The 21,617-nt window shown below is 68.5% G+C and carries 10 protein-coding genes; 3 read left to right on the plus strand and 7 right to left on the minus strand.

What is annotated here, in order from left to right; all coding sequences use genetic code 11:
- The first annotated feature begins 727 nt into the window (after nt 1–727).
- Nucleotides 728–1,837, plus strand: a complete 1,110-nt coding sequence (locus ACSDG8_RS05060; protein ID WP_439427703.1) for a hypothetical protein — start codon at nt 728–730, stop codon at nt 1,835–1,837.
- Nucleotides 1,838–1,925: 88 nt separating this feature from the next.
- On the opposite strand, the gene ACSDG8_RS05065 is transcribed toward ACSDG8_RS05060, so the two are convergent.
- Complete coding sequence (locus tag ACSDG8_RS05065; protein ID WP_439428031.1) at nt 1,926–2,480, minus strand: endonuclease domain-containing protein; 555 nt, start codon at nt 2,478–2,480, stop codon at nt 1,926–1,928.
- Between the two features lie 105 nt (nt 2,481–2,585).
- Here ACSDG8_RS05065 and ACSDG8_RS05070 point away from each other — a divergent pair, with 105 nt between their 5' ends.
- On the plus strand, nt 2,586–2,810 hold the full coding sequence (locus tag ACSDG8_RS05070; RefSeq protein WP_439428087.1) for a hypothetical protein: 225 nt from the start codon (nt 2,586–2,588) through the stop codon (nt 2,808–2,810).
- Between the two features lie 308 nt (nt 2,811–3,118).
- Here ACSDG8_RS05070 and ACSDG8_RS05075 read toward each other — a convergent pair whose 3' ends face one another.
- The 3 genes from ACSDG8_RS05075 to ACSDG8_RS05085 all read right to left on the minus strand — a co-directional run bounded on the left by ACSDG8_RS05075 (nt 3,119) and on the right by ACSDG8_RS05085 (nt 7,628).
- A complete protein-coding gene (locus ACSDG8_RS05075) occupies nt 3,119–4,372 on the minus strand; it encodes an AlbA family DNA-binding domain-containing protein (protein ID WP_439427704.1) in 1,254 nt (417 codons plus the stop codon).
- Between the two features lie 156 nt (nt 4,373–4,528).
- Complete coding sequence (locus ACSDG8_RS05080) at nt 4,529–6,427, minus strand: DUF2201 family putative metallopeptidase (protein ID WP_439427705.1); 1,899 nt, start codon at nt 6,425–6,427, stop codon at nt 4,529–4,531.
- A gap of 49 nt (nt 6,428–6,476) precedes the next feature.
- Nucleotides 6,477–7,628, minus strand: a complete 1,152-nt coding sequence (locus ACSDG8_RS05085; RefSeq protein ID WP_439427706.1) for an ATP-binding protein — start codon at nt 7,626–7,628, stop codon at nt 6,477–6,479.
- A 379-nt stretch (nt 7,629–8,007) separates the two neighbouring features.
- Here ACSDG8_RS05085 and ACSDG8_RS05090 point away from each other — a divergent pair, with 379 nt between their 5' ends.
- Complete coding sequence (locus tag ACSDG8_RS05090; RefSeq protein WP_439427707.1) at nt 8,008–11,016, plus strand: hypothetical protein; 3,009 nt, start codon at nt 8,008–8,010, stop codon at nt 11,014–11,016.
- Nucleotides 11,017–11,286: 270 nt separating this feature from the next.
- Here ACSDG8_RS05090 and ACSDG8_RS05095 read toward each other — a convergent pair whose 3' ends face one another.
- The 3 genes from ACSDG8_RS05095 to ACSDG8_RS05105 form a co-directional block, all read right to left on the minus strand.
- On the minus strand, nt 11,287–12,978 hold the full coding sequence (locus tag ACSDG8_RS05095) for a hypothetical protein (RefSeq protein WP_439427708.1): 1,692 nt from the start codon (nt 12,976–12,978) through the stop codon (nt 11,287–11,289).
- Nucleotides 12,979–13,241: 263 nt separating this feature from the next.
- On the minus strand, nt 13,242–18,170 hold the full coding sequence (locus ACSDG8_RS05100; protein WP_439427709.1) for a DEAD/DEAH box helicase: 4,929 nt from the start codon (nt 18,168–18,170) through the stop codon (nt 13,242–13,244).
- The gene (locus ACSDG8_RS05105; RefSeq protein ID WP_439427710.1) at nt 18,167–21,415 is read right to left on the minus strand and encodes a hypothetical protein; all 3,249 of its coding nucleotides are present in this window, start codon (nt 21,413–21,415) and stop codon (nt 18,167–18,169) included. The genes ACSDG8_RS05100 and ACSDG8_RS05105 overlap by 4 nt, the downstream gene beginning before the upstream one ends.
- Nucleotides 21,416–21,617: the final 202 nt, after the last annotated feature.

A 21,617-nucleotide genomic window follows, 5' to 3' on the forward strand; every position in this document is an offset into this window, starting at 1 on the left:
CTGTGTGAGGGAGCCTTGCGCCCGCCAGCAACGACGGCCACACCGCTCCAGGTAGCCGTCAATGGCGTCCGGCTCTGTCGGCGATCTTGTAATACCTCCGCCTGAGGATTGGATCGCGTAATTCCCTCACCCGGCGCTGGTCGATCTGCGGCTGCCACCACCCGCCCTGGACGCCGCCCCCGCCGCGGTCGAGCAGACGGTCACCGACGCCAGACCCGCTCAGGCTCTGCCCGAGGTCGCACTGGCGTCAGCGTGATCAGGCGGGCCGGTGAAGTTCGACCGAGTGGTGCCGGCGTCGGGCAGCCTGATGGTGTGCCAACGCCAGCCGCTCTATTGCGCCAGTCCTTCTGCAAGCACCCTGGGAGGATGCCTCTGTGGCATTCGTACTCGACCTTTGAGCTAGAGGGGCTCTCGACGAAGGCACAGCAGAGACGTCAAGGCAGGTGGGACCGTCATTGTTAACGCGGTCTCCCAGACCCGCCTGAAGTGCGAAGGTGAAGTCGTCGGGGTGATGTGACCCTCTAGCCCGGGGGAGCGGGGTTCCGACCCTCTCACGCTAATAGCCGGCTTCGTCCTGACCTGTACGGGTGCGGTCTTGGTCCAAGCTGCGGCGCGTTAAGTGCGTTTGTCTGCCGCCAGGTCCGACAACGGCCGCGTTCGAACGGGGGCAGTCCCAACCCGGCATCATGTCTTACCGAAGGCGCCCCTGGTCAAGGAAAATGATCTGGTGGACAACAGCCCGCGCCGCCGCAACGCCCTTGGGCGTCTGGTCGCACATGAGAACAGCGCTAACGACCTGCTTGCGTTCCTCTTCGAGGTCGACCCTCAACCCCTGCTACACCTGTTGCACCTCGACGGCGGCCCCTACACCTGCCATCGAGAAGTCCAGGCCAGCAAGGGAAAGGGCCGGCTCGATCTGGTGCTGCGACGGCAGGCCGACGGTTACCCGGTCGCGCTGCTGGAGATGAAAGGGGCCTCGGACGTCCACGGCGACCAACTCGACCGGTACAACTCGTGGGCCGACAATTTCGAACCTGCCCCCCGACGGTTCTACTGCACCCTCGACGGCGACGACGTGATCCCGCCGGCGCCATGGCAGCCGTTGAGCCTGATCACCGTCTTTGACGCCTGGCAGACGTGTCGGGACGCTCACGCCACCTGGCTCGCGGGCGAGATCACCGATGTCCTGCGCACGTGGGACCTTGAGGCCGACGGTGTCATCGGGCAAGCGACCGGCTGGTACGTCCCGGACCTGGTGAGCCGGCGAACCGCCACCAGTGTCGACGCTGAGCTGCGACGGGCGTACGACGACGGCAGCGAGGCCCGCGCCTACCGAACCAGTGGCGGCAACCCCATGTTCATGGCGTGGCGTCGGCACCCGCACGGCTCCGACGATGCCTGGATCGCGGTGGATGTGCGCTGTGACGGGCGCGGCGTTCCGTCGCGCCCGTGGCTGGTCCGTCCGTGCGTCGACGTGATGTCCACGGGGCAGGCCGCTCTCCTGGAAGCGCACGACGTGGCCGTAGCGCTGCGACCAGCGATGGTGCTGCCTGCTATCCGGCATGCTCTGACCGCTCAGGGACGGAACCTGCTGGCGGCGGCCTTGTACGCCGAGGAGCACGACGGTCTTTCTCATCCAGCGGATTCAGGCGTCTTGGCTGATTGGCGCGCTCGGATCGTCGCCGGTGATCAGCCGGGCCGGCGACACCCAGTCTTCTTCCACGATCGCGGTTTGCGGTTAGCCACCCAGCTACGTGTCAAGACCGCCGAGCTCACCCGCCACGATCTCGCAGCGCTGACGTTGAGCATTCTCGATCACCTGGTGAAGCACGCGTAGTGCAGAACACGCCCGCACTCCGCCGCGCCCACGGCGGCCACCTTCAACCGCTCGGTGAGGCCGAGGGGTGACCCGCAGCCATCGATGCTCACATGGCCGAAGGCGTTTGGTGCCGGCTGCCGGGCCGGAAGCCGAGAGGAAGGTACAACACCTCTACGTTCAAGATCGCAGCTGGCGGACGTCGCCGGTAATTTTCGAACAACAGGGAGTTCGATCGACCCTCGGCCGTGTTGCATGAGGAGCAGAGAAGACCACGCATCAAACCGCTCGAATGGTCGTGATCACGGACCAATCCGCCACGGACGGGTGTTTCCCCACAGACTGCGCACCGGCCAGCATGCCAATGCTTCAGCAACGCGTAGGCCACTCGCTGTTCAGGCAGAACATTTGTCTCCGCGCTCGACCGATCTGTCGCGTTTGCCCTCGCTTGTTGGAGTGCGGGGGCACTGGCAGCCCAGCTCCAACAGACGGGCTGCACCAAGAAGCTGGACGGGTCGAGCGTAGGTAGAGGCGGCTTACAAGCCCGGCACCGCTTCGCTGTTATCGGCGTGACGCCGTCCCGGGCGATCATTTTGAGCACATCAGCCACACTGATCTGCTCGGCGCCAGCCCGAACGGATTCGTCGTCGAGCGCCTTGAACATCAGATCGAGGTTTCCCCCGCAGCCGTCCCAAAGGACGGCAAACGAGTGCAGGTCATCTGGAAACGGGGGTGGCGATGGCTTCGCCGAGCGCTGGCAGTTGAGACGATGGAGCTTGCCCTTGTTGAGCAGGTACGGGTGATCGTTCGGGTTCGTCTGAAGGTGCCGCTGCGTCCACCGCTGGACTACTTCTTCCTGACGGCGGCGGGCCTCAGCGTAGTGCGGGGCAGCCTCGTCGCACTCGCCGCAGCAACCGCTGCGCCACGACGTCGCGCACCGCAACTCATCCTGAGCGGTGCGTGGGTCCACATCGCCGTCAGCGATTCGTTCTAAAAGCCACAACACGGTCGGGATGTCGATGGACCAGCGCTCCGTACGGCCAGCAGTCATGCACGTCAACACTGACTCGTCGGTGCGATGCCCGCTGAACTCCAAGATGCACTTGAAGTCGCGCCCGCGCATGGCGCTCCCCTTCCTCCCTTGATACAGCCGCTGAAGGGTACGACTGGGTAAGACAGTTGCCGTCGGAATCCCTGCCGAAGCCAGTCACTGCCGTTTGTTGATCACGCGCGGAGCGAGCCCGGCCTGGTAGCGCAGTCACCACTGCCGGTCGTAGCGCCGTCCGGCGCCGGTCGGACGTCTCACCAGGGTTGGACAAGGTGCTGCTGGCCGAAACCTGCGGCGATCTCGTCGATGCGCGCTGGCACGGTGCTGGCCCCACGCCGGACGTAGAACTCCGGCTTGGTGTGGTTGAGCGCGTACCAGCGGCCTCCGCCGGTGACCTCGACCAGCAGGAGTGTCCGGCCGTTCATTTCGGCGACCCGCAGCACGTACGGCGGCTCCGGCACGATTGAGTCGCGGATCATGCTGCCGACCGCGACCGTGATGCGGTCCATCGTCGTCGGGTCAAGCCCGATTGGCTGAGCCGCGTCGTCGACGCCGAACAGCAGTGTTCCGCCGTCACCCGACGCGAACGCCGCGATGGTCTTGAGCACCTTGCGCCGTGACTCCGGTGTGCTGGGGATCTCCTGCTTGAACTCCACATAGGTGCCCTCGCCGCCGGCGATGAGGACTCCCAGGTCCGCGTCCGGCTGGTCCCACACGATCGAGGCGTCGCCCGGCCGACCAGGGACGGGAGAGGCGAAGTAGCGGTAGTCCAGCCACTCCTCGTCTTGCCGGAGGAGCAGCAGGCTACTGTCGGCGAGCCCGCGCGGTAGCCGCAGCCGAACTCGACCGGCCCGACCGACCCGGCGGACGACGCGGGTGGCCGGCGTGCTCAGCTCGAGGGTGGCCCCTTGCGCCGCGGTGCCTTTCACCAACGCCGTCAGCGTGTCCGCCGCGATCGTGACTCGGTGCAGGCAGGCCCGGCGATCCAACTGAATGATCCGCCAGAGCGGCTGCTGGCTGGCCTGGTTGCTCGGCGGCGCGGCAAAGAAGAAGGCGCTGAACGCCGCCTCGTAAGTGATGAAGCCCGGCCCGTCACCGACCAGCAGGCCGCCCTGCCAGGAGTACGCCGTCTCTGAGGGATTGATCTCCCACTGGGTGCGGGGCCAGGGCAGGGTCACCGGACGCCAGTCAACGTGGGAGGGCAACCGATTGAAGACGCAAGTGGGCTGCGTCGACGGTGAGGTGACCTTCAACCCATCGAGATCCTGCGGTTCTGCGCGGACCAGTCCGGCTACCACCGCCCCGGGGATTCGCCGTTCGAGGAACACCGCTTCGGGGTACCGCCAGGTCCGTGCCGAGGCCGCGGCCGCTGCGTGAAGCGTTACCTCGCCGTGGCGTACCTTCCAGCCCTCCTCGCCGCGCCCGAGGGCGAGCCGGACATCGACCGCGTCACACGAATTGATCAGCCCGGCTACGTCGGCGACGCCCGTCGACCCGGTTTCGCTCACGTCTGCCCTCCTCGACGCGCTGCGCATGGATGGGTTGCCGTGCCGCCCACCATCCCGCGGTCGAGAGCCTACGCGCTGGGGCAGCGGGAGCGCCGCAGGGTTCTGGCGCCTCCACAGCAAACGAGCGGCTTCAGCGAGCTCGCTGCCCTGCTGCCGTCATTCCGGTTCCGCCACGATGATCTTACGCATCCAGGGTGGAACGGCGTCGCGGTCGCCGTCCAGTAGCAGGGTGACGTAGCGGGCTTGCGGGTTCCTGTCTGGCGGGATGTCGTCCCATGGCGTGTCACCGTCGGTAGCCACGATGACGATGTCGGCCTTGGGCCGCAGCGCGGCCGAGGCGGCGAGACCGACCCGCATGTCGGTGCCTCCGCCGCCGACCAACTCGATGTCCTCGATGCGGCGCACTCGCCGGGCCGAAGTGCTGGCCACGTCGCAGGAGAACACCCGTACGTTCTCGCCCCGCATGTGCTTGACGATCATTTTGATCTCGGCCTTGACCTGGGCGAGCATGCGGTCGGAGACCGAGGCTGAGGTGTCGATGACGATGTCTAGGCGAGGCGGACGCGGCTGCCGCATCGCCGGCAGCGCGATACCGGGCGTGGAGCTGGCGCGGCGCGAAACACGAGCGAAGGTGTAATCTCGCAGGCCGGCGATTGTGGCTCTGGCGCGGCTGACGACGCTGTGCAGCTCTCTGCGCCAATCGACTCTGGGTGTGAGGACTTCGTCGGCAAACCGGAGCCAGCCGGCTGGTACGTTGCCGATACCCTGCTGGTGGGTCTTGATTTCCTTGGCGACCTGGCGACGGATCATCTCGGCCCGACCTTCGCTGACACTCCCGTCGTCGACGTCGTCACCAGGGCCGTCCTTCTCCCAGGGCCTCTGGCTGCCGCCCGATCCTGAGCCGCAGTCGTCGCGTTGTTCACCGCTGCCGTCACCCTGGTTCTCCTGGCCAAGCTCGCCACGGTTGACGTTGCTCTCCTGCGGGTCTGACGCGTCGGTGCCGTCCAGGTCACCCCCGCCGTTCGTCGTTCCCGGAACCCCCACAGGTAGCGCAGCTTCGTACGCCTCGCGGCTGGTGGTGGCTCGAACCGTATAGAGACCGTCCGGCACGGCTGCCAGCCGGAAGTCGACGTGCTGTGCGGAGACCACCTGCACCTCGGTCACCGCCGAGGGAATCAACTTGCCGTCGACGTCGAGGACGGCGACGGCCAAACCGTCGGCGAACCGGGTGTCGTCGCCCGCAATCGTGATGTTGGAAGGTACTCGGTAACCCCGTACGACGTTATCCGGTAGCAGGGTGATGGACGGTGTCGTGACCGATAGCCGCGCCTGCACGCTGTCAGTGCCGCAGGTGACCGACACCTCGTAAATGCCGCCGGGCAGGCTCGGCTTCAGGTCGAAGGAGACGGTGTTGAGGTCGTGGACCTTCGCGCTCGGCTCGTCAAAGACTGTCCGCCCGCCGTCGTCGGCTATCGTCACCGTCGTGTGTCCGGCGAAGATTCCCTTCCGGGACCGGGCAGCGATCTTCATTCCCGGGCCGTAGCCTGCACGGAGCCGGTCCGGCAGCAGGACGAGATCGGCTTCCTGGTGGGTCAGCTCGGTGGCGGCGGGGGTGTCGAGCAAGAGCCGGTACATCTGTTCCGCGGTCATGCCGCGGCGTGCGCCGGGTATGTGCTCCCAGAAGCTTGCCTTGATGGGAGGCAGCACGACGCCGGCGTCACGCAGTGTCTCGTTGATGGCGGCGTCGCTGCCGATGTTGTAGAGCGGGTGGCGCCTCTCCGGCTCCATGAGCAACGTCCACCGTTCGGCGTGCTTGTTGATCACATGACCGAGTTCGTGGAGCCATGCTCCCGCCACCTCCTCGACGGTGAGGTTGAGCACGAAGTCGGGGTTCGCGTACATGCGCCAACGCCGGTCCACCGCGCACGTCTTCACCGCGCCGGTGATGACCGAAGCCATGGCGAATAACGCCGTGCGCAGGTACGGGAACTTTTCCGCTGCGACGGCGCGGCCAGCCGCCAGCCGTAGCGCGACGTCCATGCTGACATTTGTCATGAGCGATCCCCGTCCAGCGTGCCTACGTCATGTCGATGGCCCGGCCACGTCAGGCCGGCGCTGGAACGCCTCTGGTCAGCAGCCCCATTTCAGTCAGGATCGGCGCAAGCGCGCGCATGTGCTCCTGCGTCGGCAGTGCACCCCTCGGACGTACATCACTCTGCGCCCACCGCCGCGCATACATGAACGCCATGTCCGCCAGACCGGCGTCGGCGATCTTCCCGAGGATTGTGCCGCAGGCCAGCCAACGCTCTCCGGTGATCTCCCGCGACATGGCAGTGAACACCGATGCCGCCGTCGCAAAGACCTTGTCGCCTCGAGCGACCGGAACCACGTACGACTCAGGGTCGTGCAGGAGGGCCTCTGGGTCAGGCAGGTCCAGCTTCCGAAGGAACTCGGTTAACTCGCCCGCGGCCGGGACACCGATCGCTCCGTTGAGGAGCATGACGACCACCGTGTCGTTGCAGCCCGCCGCTTTGGCGGTGGCATAGAGCTTTGCCGCCATCTCCCAAGTCCGCGGGGTCGGGAAAGCACGACCAGCGTCCTCTGACGAGGCAGGAATCTTGGTGACCAATTCCGGGCGGGCGTTGAGGAACGCGGCGACCAGTGCTTTGCCCTCGGCAAAGCCGTCCTGGACGGTTCGGTCGTCCACCCGGGAAAGGGTCAGCTTGGGCCAGCCGATCGTGAAGCCGTCGCGGACCACGTCGGCGGGCAGCGCCCACTCGAGGTGCAGGAAACGATTCGCCAGCGGCGGCGCCAGGTCCCAGCCGTCGGCGGCGATGTCCGGCGGATTCGCAGCGGCGACGCTGCGGGTGTTCGACGGCAGCCTGATGTCGCCCACCCAGCCAGTCAGAATCGGCCGCAGCAACGCGGCCTGGGTCGCTGGCGGGGTGGTGCTGATCTCGTCGTAGAAGACGATGCTCCCCTTGCCTTGCGTACCGAGCTCCACGACCCGCTTGGCCCAGTCTGGTGGGAGCTTGCGTGCCGTTCCGGTCACCGGGTCGATCGCGGGAATGCCACCGAAGTCAGTCGGTTCATGCAGTGACGCGATGACGGTCTCCACGTGAACGCCGAGATCCTCACCCAGCCCCTCGATGACACTGCTCTTACCCTGGCCAGGATCACCCCACAGCACCACGGGAACATCGGCGAGCAGCGCGACGCCGAGCGCCGTGATCGTGTCTGCGTAGTGCTGGTTCATGCTGTCGGATCTCCTCGCTTCTGCGCTAGCCAAGATCATGGCGGAAGGTTCTCCGGCGGAACAACGGCCCCCAGCCGTCCCGCGTCGGGGTCCAAGACCCGAGGCCGGTGAGTCACGGACTCCGCAGGGCGTATGGCACCCGCTGTGAGACCCGTGTCGATCCTCTCCCGTGCCGACGTGACACCAGGGATCAGCGAACCGAGCATGACTCGACCGGAACAGCGACTGCCGCTTGGGCCGAAGCTTGCCCGGTTCCTGATGCAGAGCAAATCCCGCCAATAAGCTGCCTGGGCATTGCGTCACACCACCCGCCGCGCTCCGTCCGGGTCCTCGCATACCAGTAGACGGCATCGTTAATCTGTATGGCTAGTCTCGACCGGTGCGTGATCCACAGGACGGGTGGGGGCAGGCGAACATGTCGGATGACACTGCCGAGTTCGACAGTGAGCCGTGGATGGCGACGATTCCACCAGTGCTGGCGTCGGCGCTCACAGTAATCGCCGCAGTCGGCTCCCGCCGACCACCCGGCTCGGACGAGGATCTCCTCGCCTGGGTGTCCTCCGGCCTGCCGCCAGCGTGGACGTGGTGCGACTACGTGGTCGCCAAGGGCCACAACTCCGGTGCCATGCACCAGATTCAGATCGTGGGCGACACCGTGGCGTTCGCTCACCATGACGTCCGGGCCCGGGACACGGAGATGGCGGCCGCGTCCGCTGCGGGCAGGCACCTGGCCTGCTACGCCATGGAGGAAGCGCTGCGCAGCAATGGTCCGCTAACCGGAGCGGCGGCGCGAGGCCGGCGGATCGGCAGCGATCAGGCCAAACGTCTAAAGAACCTACGCACGATTTGGTTGGCGTACCGGTGGATGCACGCTGGGCATGACCTGCGTACCCTGCAGCCCCACGTCCTAGCCGAGGGTCCGAGTCCGCGACAGAGCGCCGAGCCAGGACCCGTGTGCTGGATCGCCGTGCCGAGGGCACGCCCGTCTCGCGCGAAAGTCCCCGCGCTGGCGCAGCCGGGCCCTGCGCAGCTGACCTGGGCGGTGCCGGATCCGGACGCACCTCTACCTGCCGTGGTGACCGACGCGGTGGCCGTCGTCGCGCCGCACACGCGGGTGACCTGCGCCCGGGATGTCGTGGTTCTGGTGGAGCAGGGCCTGCCGCCGGTGCAGACCCGCTGCGGATACCCCACGGGCGGCAAAGCCCACGAAGGGATCATGCACCAAGTGCGCGTCGTCGCCGACACGGTGGTGACCCACCACGACAGTGCCGACCGTGCTGACGAGGAGGCAACGGCGGCCGGGCAGGGCCGTTTCCTAGCGTGTTATGCGCTGGCGGACACGTTACGCAGCGCCGGGCCGCTGACTCGTTCTGGGCGGCGCGCCGGCCGGTATCCCGAGGAACATCCTGGAGCGCACCTATCGAGCAGTCAGGCGCGGCGGGCCGAGCAGTTGCGCACGATCTGGCTCGCGTACCGATGGCTGCGTCACAGCCATTCCCTGGCGAAGGTCGAGCCGCTGCTCGTGCACGGGCCGAGCCCGGAACAAGCCGGGGAATGGGTTGACGCGGGCGTGCCCCTCGATCGGGTCATAGCCTGGTACGGCCGCCGGGACCTGGCGGCCTGCCTAGCCTGGGAGCGGTCACCGCACCTCAGCGCGGAGGCAACGGCCGCCTTGGACGCCGACATCGCCAGTCACGACGGCATCCGGTCGGCCGCGAGATGGAGCGCCGCGGCACAACGGGCTTTGCTGGGTGACACCGCAGGCGAGCGTCCGCGTGATTGGGTCAGCGACGAAGAACTCGGCGCCGCGTTGGCGATGCTCAAGGCCGATGTGACCGGCGTGGCAGGAACGGCCGGCGAGAGCCTGCGGACGCTTCTACGCCGTGACTGGATAACCGTCACCACGTCGGACGACTGCCGCACTTACCAGGCGACGCTGACCGCCCACGGCGCACGCCGCCTGTTTCAACGGTTGTGGCGCGCCGACCGCCACCGCCTGGGAGACCTCCGGCTACCGCCGGCGGCTCGAGCGAACGAGGCAATCGCGGACGCCTGGCGGGCCGCCAAGCTCGCCTTGCTGCTGTGGACGGCCGACGTCTTCCGGCTGACCGTGGACGACAGTTCACCCGGCAATCACCCGTCGATCGCCCTAACCAATCACTTCGACGGGACGGTTCGGCTCGACGACGTCGAACACATCGGCCTCCAGCGCACCAACGCTTGTCGGAAGCGGCTCGACCGCAACACCATCGCCACCGTCACCCGGCTCGCCGAAGAGCTGGCGGCCCGGCACGGCACCCCGATGACCGTTGACCTGCGCCGATTGACCACGACCGGTCCGCGAACCCAGGACGCTACCCCAGAGGTCAACTGGTACGAGACTCTGCCGGCTGTGCTGGCCGATGCCATCACCGCAGTGGAGCCGGGCAGATGTCCTCGATCACCCGACGAATTCATGTCCTGGGTGGCGGTCGGACTGCCCCCGCTGACCGTGGGCTGCGGCCAATCCACCGACGGAGCGCACCGCAACTGGGCGACCCATGAGGTGCGCATCATCGACAACCGGGTTGTACTAGCCGACCACAACGAGCATCAGCGGGAGCACGAGGAATTCCTGGCCGCCCTCTCCGGTGAACAGCTGGCCTGTTTCACCGTCGAGAAGTCGCTGCACGCTTGCGGGCCGCTGCCGGACGCACCAGAACGCGACTACAGAAGGCGAGTGTCGCTGATCGAGTCGTACCGCACAGTGTGGCTGGCGTACCGGTGGCTGAAGTCCGGCCACACCGTCCACCAGGTCGCACCGCTGCTGGAACAGGGGCCGAGTCCCGACCAGGCCATTGTGTGGGCGCAAGCCGGTGTCCCACCCGAGCGGATCGCCGCCTGGTACGGCAGGCACGATCTGGCTGGCTGCCTCCGCTGGACCAGTTACCCGCAAGTCAGCGCCGATGCCGCCGCAGCGCTTGACCGATACGGCGTCGGGCCGGACGGCGTCGCTGCCTGGCAGGCCCGCGACGTGCCGGTTGAGGAAGTCGCAGGATGGCTGGACCGCCTACGCGAGGGCACCGTCGCCGAACATGACATCCCCCGCTGGGCGGCGGCCGGCATCAACGGCGACACCTACCTGAAGTACGGGCTCACCAACATGACATTGAAGAGGTTCCTGACATGGCGCTCGACCGGCCTGCCGCCGCGGCACATCCGTGCCTACGAGGACGCCGGCGTCCCGCCCAAGGTCGTCAAGGGCCACGGAACCTCGCTCGGTCTGGCGTCGGACCCGGTCAAGTACGTAATCCCCAACCTGGGCTACGGCCCGAACGCGTACGAGTATCCCGAGAGGGCCAGAGAAGTCGCCGGACGGCTGCTCTACTACTCGAAGGAGGGAGCATGAACAGGCCGCGCCGCGGCAAGGCAGTCAACGAGCCGCACCGCCGCGCCACCGGTGGTAGCTGCGAATTGTCTCCGTCCCGACCTGGGTTCTCTCCTCCTCACACGCGTAGGGGTCATCCCACAGGCGCGGCCGGTTCCTCCCCACACGTGGTTGCGGGTGAGGGTCGACTTCCCCCACACCGCAGGGTCTTCCGGCCGTGTCCCGCCCGATGACCGGCGCCGGCGCTCGACAGGGGCCCGTCCGTCATGGTGAAAGTGATGACACCGATCGTCAGGGACGGTAGTCGTCGTGGAGAACGACGCGGGAGAACTCGTAGCCGTCTTGGGTACGCCAGTAGTGCAGCCGGCGCGCGGCGGCTGATTCCCGCTGCAGCGCCACTCGCCAACAGGTGGCACCATCGGCGCGGCGAACGTAGGGGCTGCCCGCGCTGCCACTCCGTAGTTGGTGCACGTCGCGCCCGGCGATGTGCTGGACCTGACCAGTGAGCACCTCGACCACGACGGCTACGACCTTCGCCCGGCTGACGCCCTCGACTTGTTCAATGGAATCGAGGAAGCCGGGGGCCACCACATACGTAGCGAGTGGCTTGGCGGCCTTCTCAGCGGCGGGAACGCGCTGCGCCCACTCACAAATGACCTCGTAGCGAAACTGGTCCTCGGGATCGAGGAAGAGCGGCCCCTCCGCATCCGCAGACTGGCCTGCACGGCTCTGCGCGCTCTTGAGCTGCTTGATCAACCGCTGCCGAGCCAGGTCGGCGCCGCGGTAGCGGGTCTGTAGCTGTCCAATGGACCGAGTCGCTTGCGTGAGCTCAGCCTCTAGGTCAGCGGCTCGGGCCCGTAGACCCGTCAGCTCGTCGGCGAGGGCCTTGCGGGTCGCCCGCTCGGCCGCCAGCTCGTTGCTCAGGTGTAGGATACGCGCCTGCTCCCGCGCTGACGCAGGCTCGGCAGGTCGCGGCAGCACGGGTTGCTGCGGTGGAGCAAGCTGTCGGGCAAGGTCGGACGGGGTTGGCTGTCGCGGCGCCGTACTCCGTACGAGAGGCTTCGGTGGCGTAGTCGACGGCGGCGGTGCCGGTGTGGGGGGCGCCGCCGCAGCTGAGGGCTGCGGGGCGGGCGGACGCAGCCACGGCGGCCCGCCCAAAAGCAGACTCGGCGCCGGCTTTGCCAACTCCTCGTCATCGACGTCGTCCAACCGCAACCGCAGCGGCTCCAACGCAACGAGGCGGCCGGCGACGATCTCCCCGACGCTGAACAGGCCGCTCAGGTTGTCGTTGGGGTTGGTGGTGACCGCTTCCCGGCCGACCTCGACCGCAAGACCGGGCAACAGCCGCACGGTGACCGCGTCATCGGTGACGGCGGCCACCTCAGCCAGAACCACGTCACCGATCTGGTACGCCTCGTTCACACCTACAAAGGCGCTGGCGAGGTCGGTGAACATCAGTGCGGCCCGCACGTCCAGGCGCCGCGAGTCCCGGTCGTAGCTGCCCGCGACTGACTGCCCCTTGACGAGCACCTGGTCCAGCGTCACACCGGGAAGGGTCAACTCCTCCCACACCGTCGCCGCCGACATGTCTTCCAACGTGACCAGCGCCCGCGAACCGATGACGCCCTGCACCCGTCCCGACCGATGCTGAGACTCCGAACGCGGGCGGGGCTCGACGAGTCCGGCTGCCATGGCCGCTTGCAGCGCATCGCTGATCAACTGATCGGTGATGCGTTTGCGGTCGTCTGGCGAGTAGGCGAAGCGCAACCTGCTACGCCCAGGGTCAGAAACCCAGGCATGATCGACCGGGTACACCCGACCCGCGCCGCCGTACACCTGTGTCATGGTGGGCATCACCCGCGAGAACGCCCACGAGACGTCGCTCGTGGGCATCAGCACCACCTCTGCCAGGTCGCCGACCGCCTGCTTGATCTCGTCCGGATCACCGAACGGCTGGTCATACCCCGCCGGAATCGTCAGCACGACGACCGGCCACCGCCGCCCAGGCACCAACAACCGGTGCGCTAGCTCGCTGGCCTCGTCCTCCGAGGCGATGCGACACACCTTCGGCCGCGGCGCATCAACGCCGGCTACCTCTCTGCTAGCCGATCGCCCCATAGGACTCGACCACCTCTCCAGTTGAGTTGCATCGGCGGGTGTCGGTTATCGAAGTCACCACGCTCTGCGGGGGCCACAGCCCAAGGCGGCGACCAGAAGAGGTATGCGGAGCAACAGCCAGCTCCACATCACCACACAGCGACGCCGATCAGCATGAGATCGTCTGCCCCGTCATCCAACGGCGCTCCGGCTACCGGCTGCAGGCCCGCCCCGACCACATCGTTGGCATCGCGTTGGAGCCAGAGCCGCCCTACCGCGGCGTCGCCGTCACGGCGGGCGAGGACGACACGACCTTCGTAAAGGTCGAGTTGTCCCGAGGTGACGGGCTCGAAGACCTCGCCGGGCGCCTCCGTCACCAGGAATCGGCGAGTCGCGGTAAGGGCGGGCCCGACGTCCGAGAGCGAGACCCGCAGCGCCCCGACGGGCGCTTGGTCGTGCTTACCGAGGAGGCGGCTGAGCACGTCCGCCGCCACGCCGCGACGTAGCTGCTCGTGGTGACGCTCGTTGCGGAACACCCGCAAGCAGCGGTAGCAGCTGGTCTCCGGGCCGCATTCACAGTCGCGGACCCGCTGCAGGGCATGGTTGAGTACGTCCCGCAGCCGCTCAGCGATGCGCCGGACGTGGCCGGCTCCCCCGGGCACGGTGTCGTACAGCATGATCACGCTACGGCCGGCTTCGGTTCGGTAGACCGTCGCGTCGATGTCGTCGCGGGAGATCTCGAGCGCGCGCACCGCCCCCTCCACCAGTGCGTACGCGACCGATCGCCAGGCGTTGTCCTCGACTCCGACCACGACGGCACCATCGAAGCTCAGGTCGAGGACGTCCGTCTGATATTTGTGGGCCAGCGACAAGTTCTCCATGCGGCCACGGCACTCGCGGCCGCTGAGCGGACTCTGGTGGTCAACCCGACCGTCGATGGCCCGGCCGGCGAAGCCACAGGTCGCGCAAACGAGGAAGCCGCGTCCCATCGCACCGTCGCTGATTGCCACCAGCTCGCCCCGGGCACCGGCCCGGATGGTGATCGCGCCGCCGGCGAGGTCCAACTTGTCCGCGTAGAGCTCAGCGCCGGGAGACACGACATGGGTCGCGCCGTGCCAGGCCCGGCGCGGCGCGCTGGTGGGTCGCCGGCCCGTACCGCGCGCCGCGACGAAGCCGAAGACGGGAATGGCGTACTGACGGGGTACGCCGACGAGGGCGGAGCCGCAGGCCGGGCACTCCTGGTCGAGGCGGTCGATCGAGTCGCGGTAGTGGCCGCATCCGTCGCACACCCCGTAGTAGCGTCGCTCAAGGTCGCGTCCGGGCAGCCGGTACAGGCCAGCCGACTGCCAGACCAGTCCCCCGGCGACGACCTCTGCACCGGGTGCGTACTCATAGATGGCCGACGAGAGGTCTCTGGAAAGCTCAAGTTGCTTGGCGATGGGGGCGTCCGCGAAGGCCAGCCGCAGCTCGACGGTGTCGACGGGAAACCCGTACTTTGGCAGGACGTTTCGGTTGGCAAGCAGCCCGAGCAGTTCGCGGCGAGTGATCGTGTTCATCACGCGGCCGTACCGCGCGGCCTTGTCGTCCTGGCGGGCGGTGAAGGCCTCCTGCCGCTTCTGCTCGTACGTGTCGACATCCTGCTGCAGCTCGGCCCGGACCGACTCCAGCAGGTCGACCAGGTGCTCGACCCACTCTTCGGAGTCGACGCCGATGATGTCGCGCACCTCGGCCGGCAGCACCTGCCGCAGCGAGTCGGTGACCCGCCCAGGAACTGGGTTGAGGAAGTCGCGGACCAACGTGACTGGGGCGATCCCGTCGTCACCTGGCAGGAAGAACTCCCCTGCCGTTCGCCAGATGGTGCCGTGGGACCGAAATTGGTGCCGGAAGAATGCGGCGAGCGCGACGGAGTGGGCGTGCCGCCGATCAATCCGCACGTTGGTCAGGGGCACGTACGGCGCCCGGACCTCGCCCGCGATCATCCGGTCGGGCTCGGCGAAACGGGAGAGGTCGTGCGAGCGGCGCTGGGCATAGGTGAGCACGAGCGCGGCTGAATCGGTTCGGCGGCCGGCCCGGCCGGCCCGTTGGACGTAGTTCGCGGTGGTCGGAGGCATGTTGCGCAGCATGACGGCTTGCAGCTCACCGACGTCGACGCCGAGTTCGAACGTGGTGGAGCAGGAGAGGGCGTTGACTTCGCCGCGGACGAACTGCTGCTGGATTTCGGCGGCTCGTTCGCTGGTCCACTGGGCGGTGTGTTCGAGTACGCGCAGCGGCACTGGGTTCATGTCCCGGTAGACGTTGCGGTAGTGGTCCGGGTCGGTGTCCGCAGCAGGGGACGTCCAAGTTTGGAGATCGCCGGTGCAGGCCATGGTGGGGCAGGTGGCGCGCACGTTGAACGGGGTGAGCTTGCGGCACCTGCTGCACTGCCACATGGTCAGGCCGCCGGCCGTCGGCGTGCAGGTGATCAGGGCGGAGTCGAGCTGGTGGACCTGCCCGATGCCGGCTTCGGTGCCGGCGATCAGCCACTCGGCCTGTGGCCCCTTGGTCAGCAGGCGCCACACGCCCTCCAGCAGTTGGATCGGGTCCGCCTGCCGGTCGAGCCGAGCAAGCACGCGGGTCACGAAGTCGGCCCGCCGGTTGGTCCCCCTGGTCGGCAGCCAGCTGAGCACCTTGCGGCGCGCGTCGGAGCCGGTGCCGCGTACGTAGATCGGGCCGAGCCGCGGCTGGAACGCCTCGTCGCGGGGGTCCACTCCGTCAAGGGCGCCGACGGCGCCCTGGAGCCGAATCGATCGGATCAACTCGGCGAGCAGCGCCCAGACCTCTTCGTCGCTGAGGCCGAGGGCAAGCAGCGGCTGGGGTGGTAGCCAGGCAGGGTCGCGGGACATGTCCCAGGCGATGAGTCCCCTGCCCTCCAGGGAGTTGCGTTCGTCAACGCCGACAGCCTCGACCTGCGCCCAGAGGGCGACCTGCCGCTCCCGAGCCTGTCGGCTCTGCCGCCGTTCGAAGATGCCGTACCGGTCGGCTACTCGGGAGGTGTGGTAGACGACGTCGGTGAGGCGAACCTCGTCGTCGGCCGCCGCAGCGGCGACGGCACCCTCGTGGAGCAGCCGCCGACGCTGTACCCGCTCGTAGGAGTCTTCGAGGTACGGCGCGAAGTACGCCGCAGACTGCCGGCTGTCGCTGAACAGCAGTAGCTTGCGCCCGCCGCCCCGCAGGCCCTGCTGAACGGGATCGGAGGCTACGGGCAGTTTCTGATAGAGGGCGGTCGCCAGGACCGAGGCGGAGGCTTCGTTACCGCTGGCGAAGAGTCGGATCAGGCCGGCTCCGCGCCCCCCGCACGCGAGGCAGGCCGTGAGTTCGTCGCTGCGCTGCCGTAGGAAACGAACGGCGCGCATTGCGCCGTCCGGGCAGCGCGGGCAGTTGGCCGCCTTACCGATCTGGAACACCCCGCACCGGGTGCACAGCGCGCCCAGCTCGCCGGCCGCCTGGGCGGCACCGCTGAACATCTCCTCGTCCTCGTCGGTCGCCACTTCGTCGACCAGCGCCATCCACACCTGCTGCTCGTCACGGGAGCGGCGGGACCGAAACACGGTGAAGGTGCCGACCCGCTCCAGCGTGCCCATCAGGTAGACGGTGCCGCAGCGGCGGCAGGTGCCGAACTCGAAGGCGGCGTCGCCGCACCGTCCGCAGCGCTCGTGTCGGGTCAGACTGACGTGCGGCCCGTTGGCTCCGAGGCAGGCGAAAGCCCCTTCCGTCGCGCGGGCAAAGAGGTGGTAGCGGGCGGAGAGCACCGGTGTGCCGTCCTTGTCGTGGACGCTGTTGGCCAAGGCGACCATCGACGCGGTCGCGGACGCGCCGCTACTGGGGAACAGGGCCTGGGCGACCTCGTGCAGCGGTATCGGCCCGTGGGCGAGCAGCGCCTTGAGCCGGCGAACGCGCTGCTCATACGCCAGCGCCTCGGCGGGGTCGTCCCCGGCGTACCCGTGCTCTCGGGCGAGGGCCACGACGGCACCGGCGGGGTCCGGCGCGTTTAGCAGTTTCTCGTACGCCGTGGCGGGCAGGGGTCCCCACTCGGGCCCGGGCGGCGGCTGGACCCGGTCGGCGGTGATGACGTCCTGCCTCGCTTCATCGGCGGGGTCGTACTCGAAGGGGACGGGGAAGAGGGAGGCAGCGAAGTCGACCACGGCTCCCATGTCGCTACCGACGGTCGCGCTCGTCGCGATGCACTGCACCGGTCGGCCCGAATCCACCCGGTCGGCGAGTCGGCGCAGCAGCATCGCCAGCTCGGCCCCGCGAGCCCCGTCGTAGACGTGCGCCTCGTCGACGACGATGAACTGCCAGTGCCCGGCGTGTTCGCCCTCGAAGAGATCCATGTCCAAGGGCCGCAGCAGCAGGTATTCGAGCATGGCGTAGTTGGTCAGCAGGAGGTGCGGCGGTCGCTGCTGCATCTCCTCCCGGCTGAGCAGTTCGTTGGGCAGCGGCCGCTCGCCAGGGTTCTGCTGCTCGAAGACCTCCACGGCCTCCCGGCGACTCCGGCGGGTCTCACCCGTGTACCGGCCAAAGGTGATGTCCGGCGCCTCGGCCAGCAAGCCCCGCAGCCGCTTCATCTGATCGTTGGCCAGCGCGTTCATCGGGTACAGCAGCAGCGCCCGCACGCCAGGCCCGAGGCTGCCCGCCGCACGTTCGGCCATCAGCCGGCTCAGGATGGGGATGAGGAAGCTCTCGGTCTTGCCGGATCCGGTGCCGGTGGCGACGACGATGTTGCGCCCTGCGGTTGCCTTCCGGATCGCCCGCTCCTGGTGTTGGTAGAGCGGACGGTTGATGGCCAGGCCGGCGCCCAGGCTGGCGATGCCGGGATCGAGCACGCCCGCGTCGATGAGCTGCCGGGGTGTGGCGCTGGTGACGTAGGGCGGGGTCGCCTCGAGCAGTGGCCCCTTGGTGATCTCCTGGTTGATCGCGTCGCCGATGGCAGCTTCGAGCGCGGTCGCGAGCCGGGGATCCTTCGGCTCCACGAGGGAACGAAGATAGCGCCGGTAGGTGGAGACGATCGCGTCGCTGGTGGCAAGGGGGTCGAGGATCATTCGGCTGCTCCGGCTCCGGTCAGGAGGAACTCCGCGAGGAGAAGGTCGATGGCCACGAGACGGGGCGCACTGCGGGCGAGCGTCGCGTGCGAGGGCAGGGTTCGTGGCAGCAGCCCGGCCGGGGCCGCGTGCCCTCGGGCGGCCAGCCGCGCCACGAAGGCGAACGCCAGCGACAGCGCGGGGAGAGCAAGCCACCCTCGAGTCGGGTTGCGCGCCTGTAGCGCGGCCACCACCCGCGGGCCGCCGCACTCGGCCAAGGGCTTTTGCAGGGCGCGCAGCAGCCCCTCTGCGTTGCTGGAGAGCCGTCCCAGGCCGGGCCGCACCCGTACCTCGAACAGGTGGCGGGCCGCAACCATCCGTTCGTCGGCGTCGAGCAGGCCGCCGGGAACGACGCGCATCGCCCGCCACACCCGGTCGCGTTCCTCGGCCGGCAGCAACGCGAACACCTCGGCCGACTGGTCGAACCTGCCGACCGTCTCGTGCGGATCGGGCCCGCCGGCGAGCAGGTGCGCCGCCACCTCCCCGCACACCGCGGCGATCTGTTCGCCCAGATCGGTTTGGGAGGCGATGTCGGGGAGCCGGTGGGCCGAGGCGAGCATTGCGGCCAGTGGGCTCGTCGTCCATAGCCGCGCCTCGTCGGCCGCACTGACGTACCTGCCGGGAGGCAGGGCGATCAGACCGGAGTGCACCAGGGGCGCGACCACCTGGTCGGCCGAGGCGCGGTGCTTGGTGAGCGCGGCCAGCGCGGCGGCGGGATGCGGGCGCAGGAGCGCCGCGGCGCCACGGATGTTGGCTGTGACGCCACGGGCACGAAGGTCGTCCGCGCGCGGGTAGAGGTCGAACAGCAGCGGCGCGATGTCCGGTAGGTCGCGTAGGGCACCTGCTCCGGCCAGGTACGCCGAGACCGCCTCACCCGCCGGGTCCTGACCGGTCGGCTGCCACTTCAGCTCGGCGAGGTCGAAGGCGTTGTCGCGGCCGGGCCACTCCGGCCAGTCCGACGGCAACCACGGATCCTCGATGCGCAGCAGCGCCACGAGGGGACCCGCCGTGGTAACCCGCGTGGGGAGCCGGTCGCTGACCAGGTCCGCGCTGAGGCGTGCGAGGTACGGCGGTTCCCACGGCGCGTACACCTGGTACAGCGCGGCCGTCAGCCCTTCGGCTCGCACGCCGTCGACCAGCACCAGCCGGTCGTCCTTGAGGTGCACCGCGCTGGCGAGGCGTCGAGGTACGCAGCGCGCTGCTGGGAAGTCCTGCCCGTCAAAGCGGACATCGAGCTGGGCGAGCCCGTGGGTGCCGACCGTGTCGGCGATGGCCGCGAGCGGGAACCGGGCCATCGGCTGCCCATAGGTCGCTCCAGACGGAACAGTTTGCAGCTCGCGGCCCCCGGAACGGACGATCAGCCGCGCGTCCGCCGCCCGCGGCAGCCGCACCAGCAGTTCGCCCTCACCGATCGTCTCGGTGTCCAGACGCAGTGGCTGCAGGGACCATTCGCCGCGGCTGCCGCCGCCCAGCCGTTGGAGCGCCATGTGGGCGGGCGTGACCCGTACGGTGGTTGCGCCGCCCGGGCTGTCGAGCTGCAGCTCGACAGCGGTGTCGGCGGGGCCCAGGTGAGTCATTGGGGGCGTGACCGACAGGCCGGGCAGGGTGACGTCGGCTCCTACGGTGGCTGGTTCCAGCCCGTCCGCCGTGATCTCCCGCCAGGCGGGGTAGGAGATGACGGACAACCCCTCGCCGAACTCGAGCGTGCGGGCCAGGCCGCGGCCGAGCGGACCTCGGACAGTGATCTCGTAGGGGCCGACCAAGGGGCGGGCAAGGTCCCGCCACGGGTCGACCGTCGTGTCGTGGTCGGCGGAGAGGCTCTCGGTGTGCAGGAGCTGACCGGAGCCGGGGCGGCGGATCCGGATCGACCAGTCGGTGCTCACGCCGGGCTCCGTCGGCAGGGTCAGCCGCGGGGCCGTCGCGATCACCGGTGCGCCGGCGAGGCTGCTCACTCCGGGCAAGGGCTGGGCGAGCTGCAGATGGGCGCGGCGGGCACCCTTAACCCGGCGGGGCGTTCCGCCACCAAGCCACAGCTGCGACACCTGGCGAAGGTCGGCGCGGCGCAGCGTCCAGCCGAGCCAGCCGTACGGGGCCGGCACGTCGTACGTGTCGACCAGGTCGCCATCCACCTGCAGCTCGAGCGGCCTACCGCCGTCGCTCTCTTGCGGGTACAGCAACCAGACCGGCTCGGGCGGCAGGCCGGTGGTCGCCGGCACCCGTCGGCCGTCCTCGGTGAAGACCAACAGGGGATCCCGCGGGTCGACAACATCCAGTTCGTACTCCTGGTCGTAGCCGGCCAGCTCCACCGTCGCCTGACGCGCGGGGCGTGCGATGGCTACCACCGTTGCGGGTGCCGTCTCGCTGGTGCCAGGCCAACGCGATTGGCTGACGACCGACTGGACCTCGCCATCGAAGCGCAACTGCCACATGACGCGACCGTCCGGTGCGTCGTGGACCTGCGGCAACCACACCATCAGGCCACGGCCGAACGGCTCCAACTCCAGGTGGGGGCGCTGCTGCGCCGCCTGCGCGGCCGATCCGACGCGCTCCGAGCTGCCCGTCCAGTCGAGCTGCTCCGCCTCCGCTAACGCCTGTGCTTTGGCAACCAGGTGTGGGGAGAGTCCGAGTCCGTCGGCGGTGAACCCCGGCTGCCGCAGCCGTTCCAACAGGTCGAGGCAGCGGTCGACAAGGTCCGCCGCGTAGTCCTCGCCGCGCTGGATGAACCGCTGCACCGGCTTGTCGGTCCCGTTCAGCCGCGACTCACGGCCGGGCGCGAGCGCCCAGGCGAGGAAGCTCTCGCCAGTGAGTCCGGGCTCGCGGGCCTGGCGGTGCAGGAGGAGATTCAGCAGATCGCCGAGGCAGTACGCGGGGACCCCGGCATGCATGAGGATCTCACCGACGTAGACCTGCGGCAGACCAGGAAACCGAGCCAGCCGGAAGTGGTCGAGGTTGAGGCGGAAGGCCCTCCCCCAGAACGTCTGGTCGACCTGGCCCGGCGCCTCGTTGTGGACGGCGCTCCAGTAGTCGCCGTGTTCGTACCCGACGGCACCGATTCCAGCCAGGCCGACGACCAGGCACGCGGGGTAGTGACGGGTGAGCAACCGCTGCCGCTCTAGGGGCTTGCAATACCAAAAAGCCCGTCCCAGGGCGCGAATGACCTCTTTGGCGTGGTCCTCCGGTGCGTCAATCTCGGCGACCAGCGACACCGCGCGCAGGGCTGGCGCCCACTCGGCTTCCCGGAGCCGAAGTATCTCGGATGCGTGTGACACGGTCTCCCTCTTCTGGGTTGGGGGGCAGCGCGGTAGGGCGACTATGCAAGCAAGCCAAGGCGTCTTCAAGACCAAACCGATGCCTCAGCATCCGCCCTGCCCGATCGGTCATCGGGGTGGGCCCGGTCGGCGGCAGGGG

This window comes from Micromonospora sp. LA-10 (assembly GCF_051853095.1).
Classification (GTDB): Bacteria; Actinomycetota; Actinomycetes; order Mycobacteriales; family Micromonosporaceae; genus Micromonospora; species Micromonospora echinospora_A.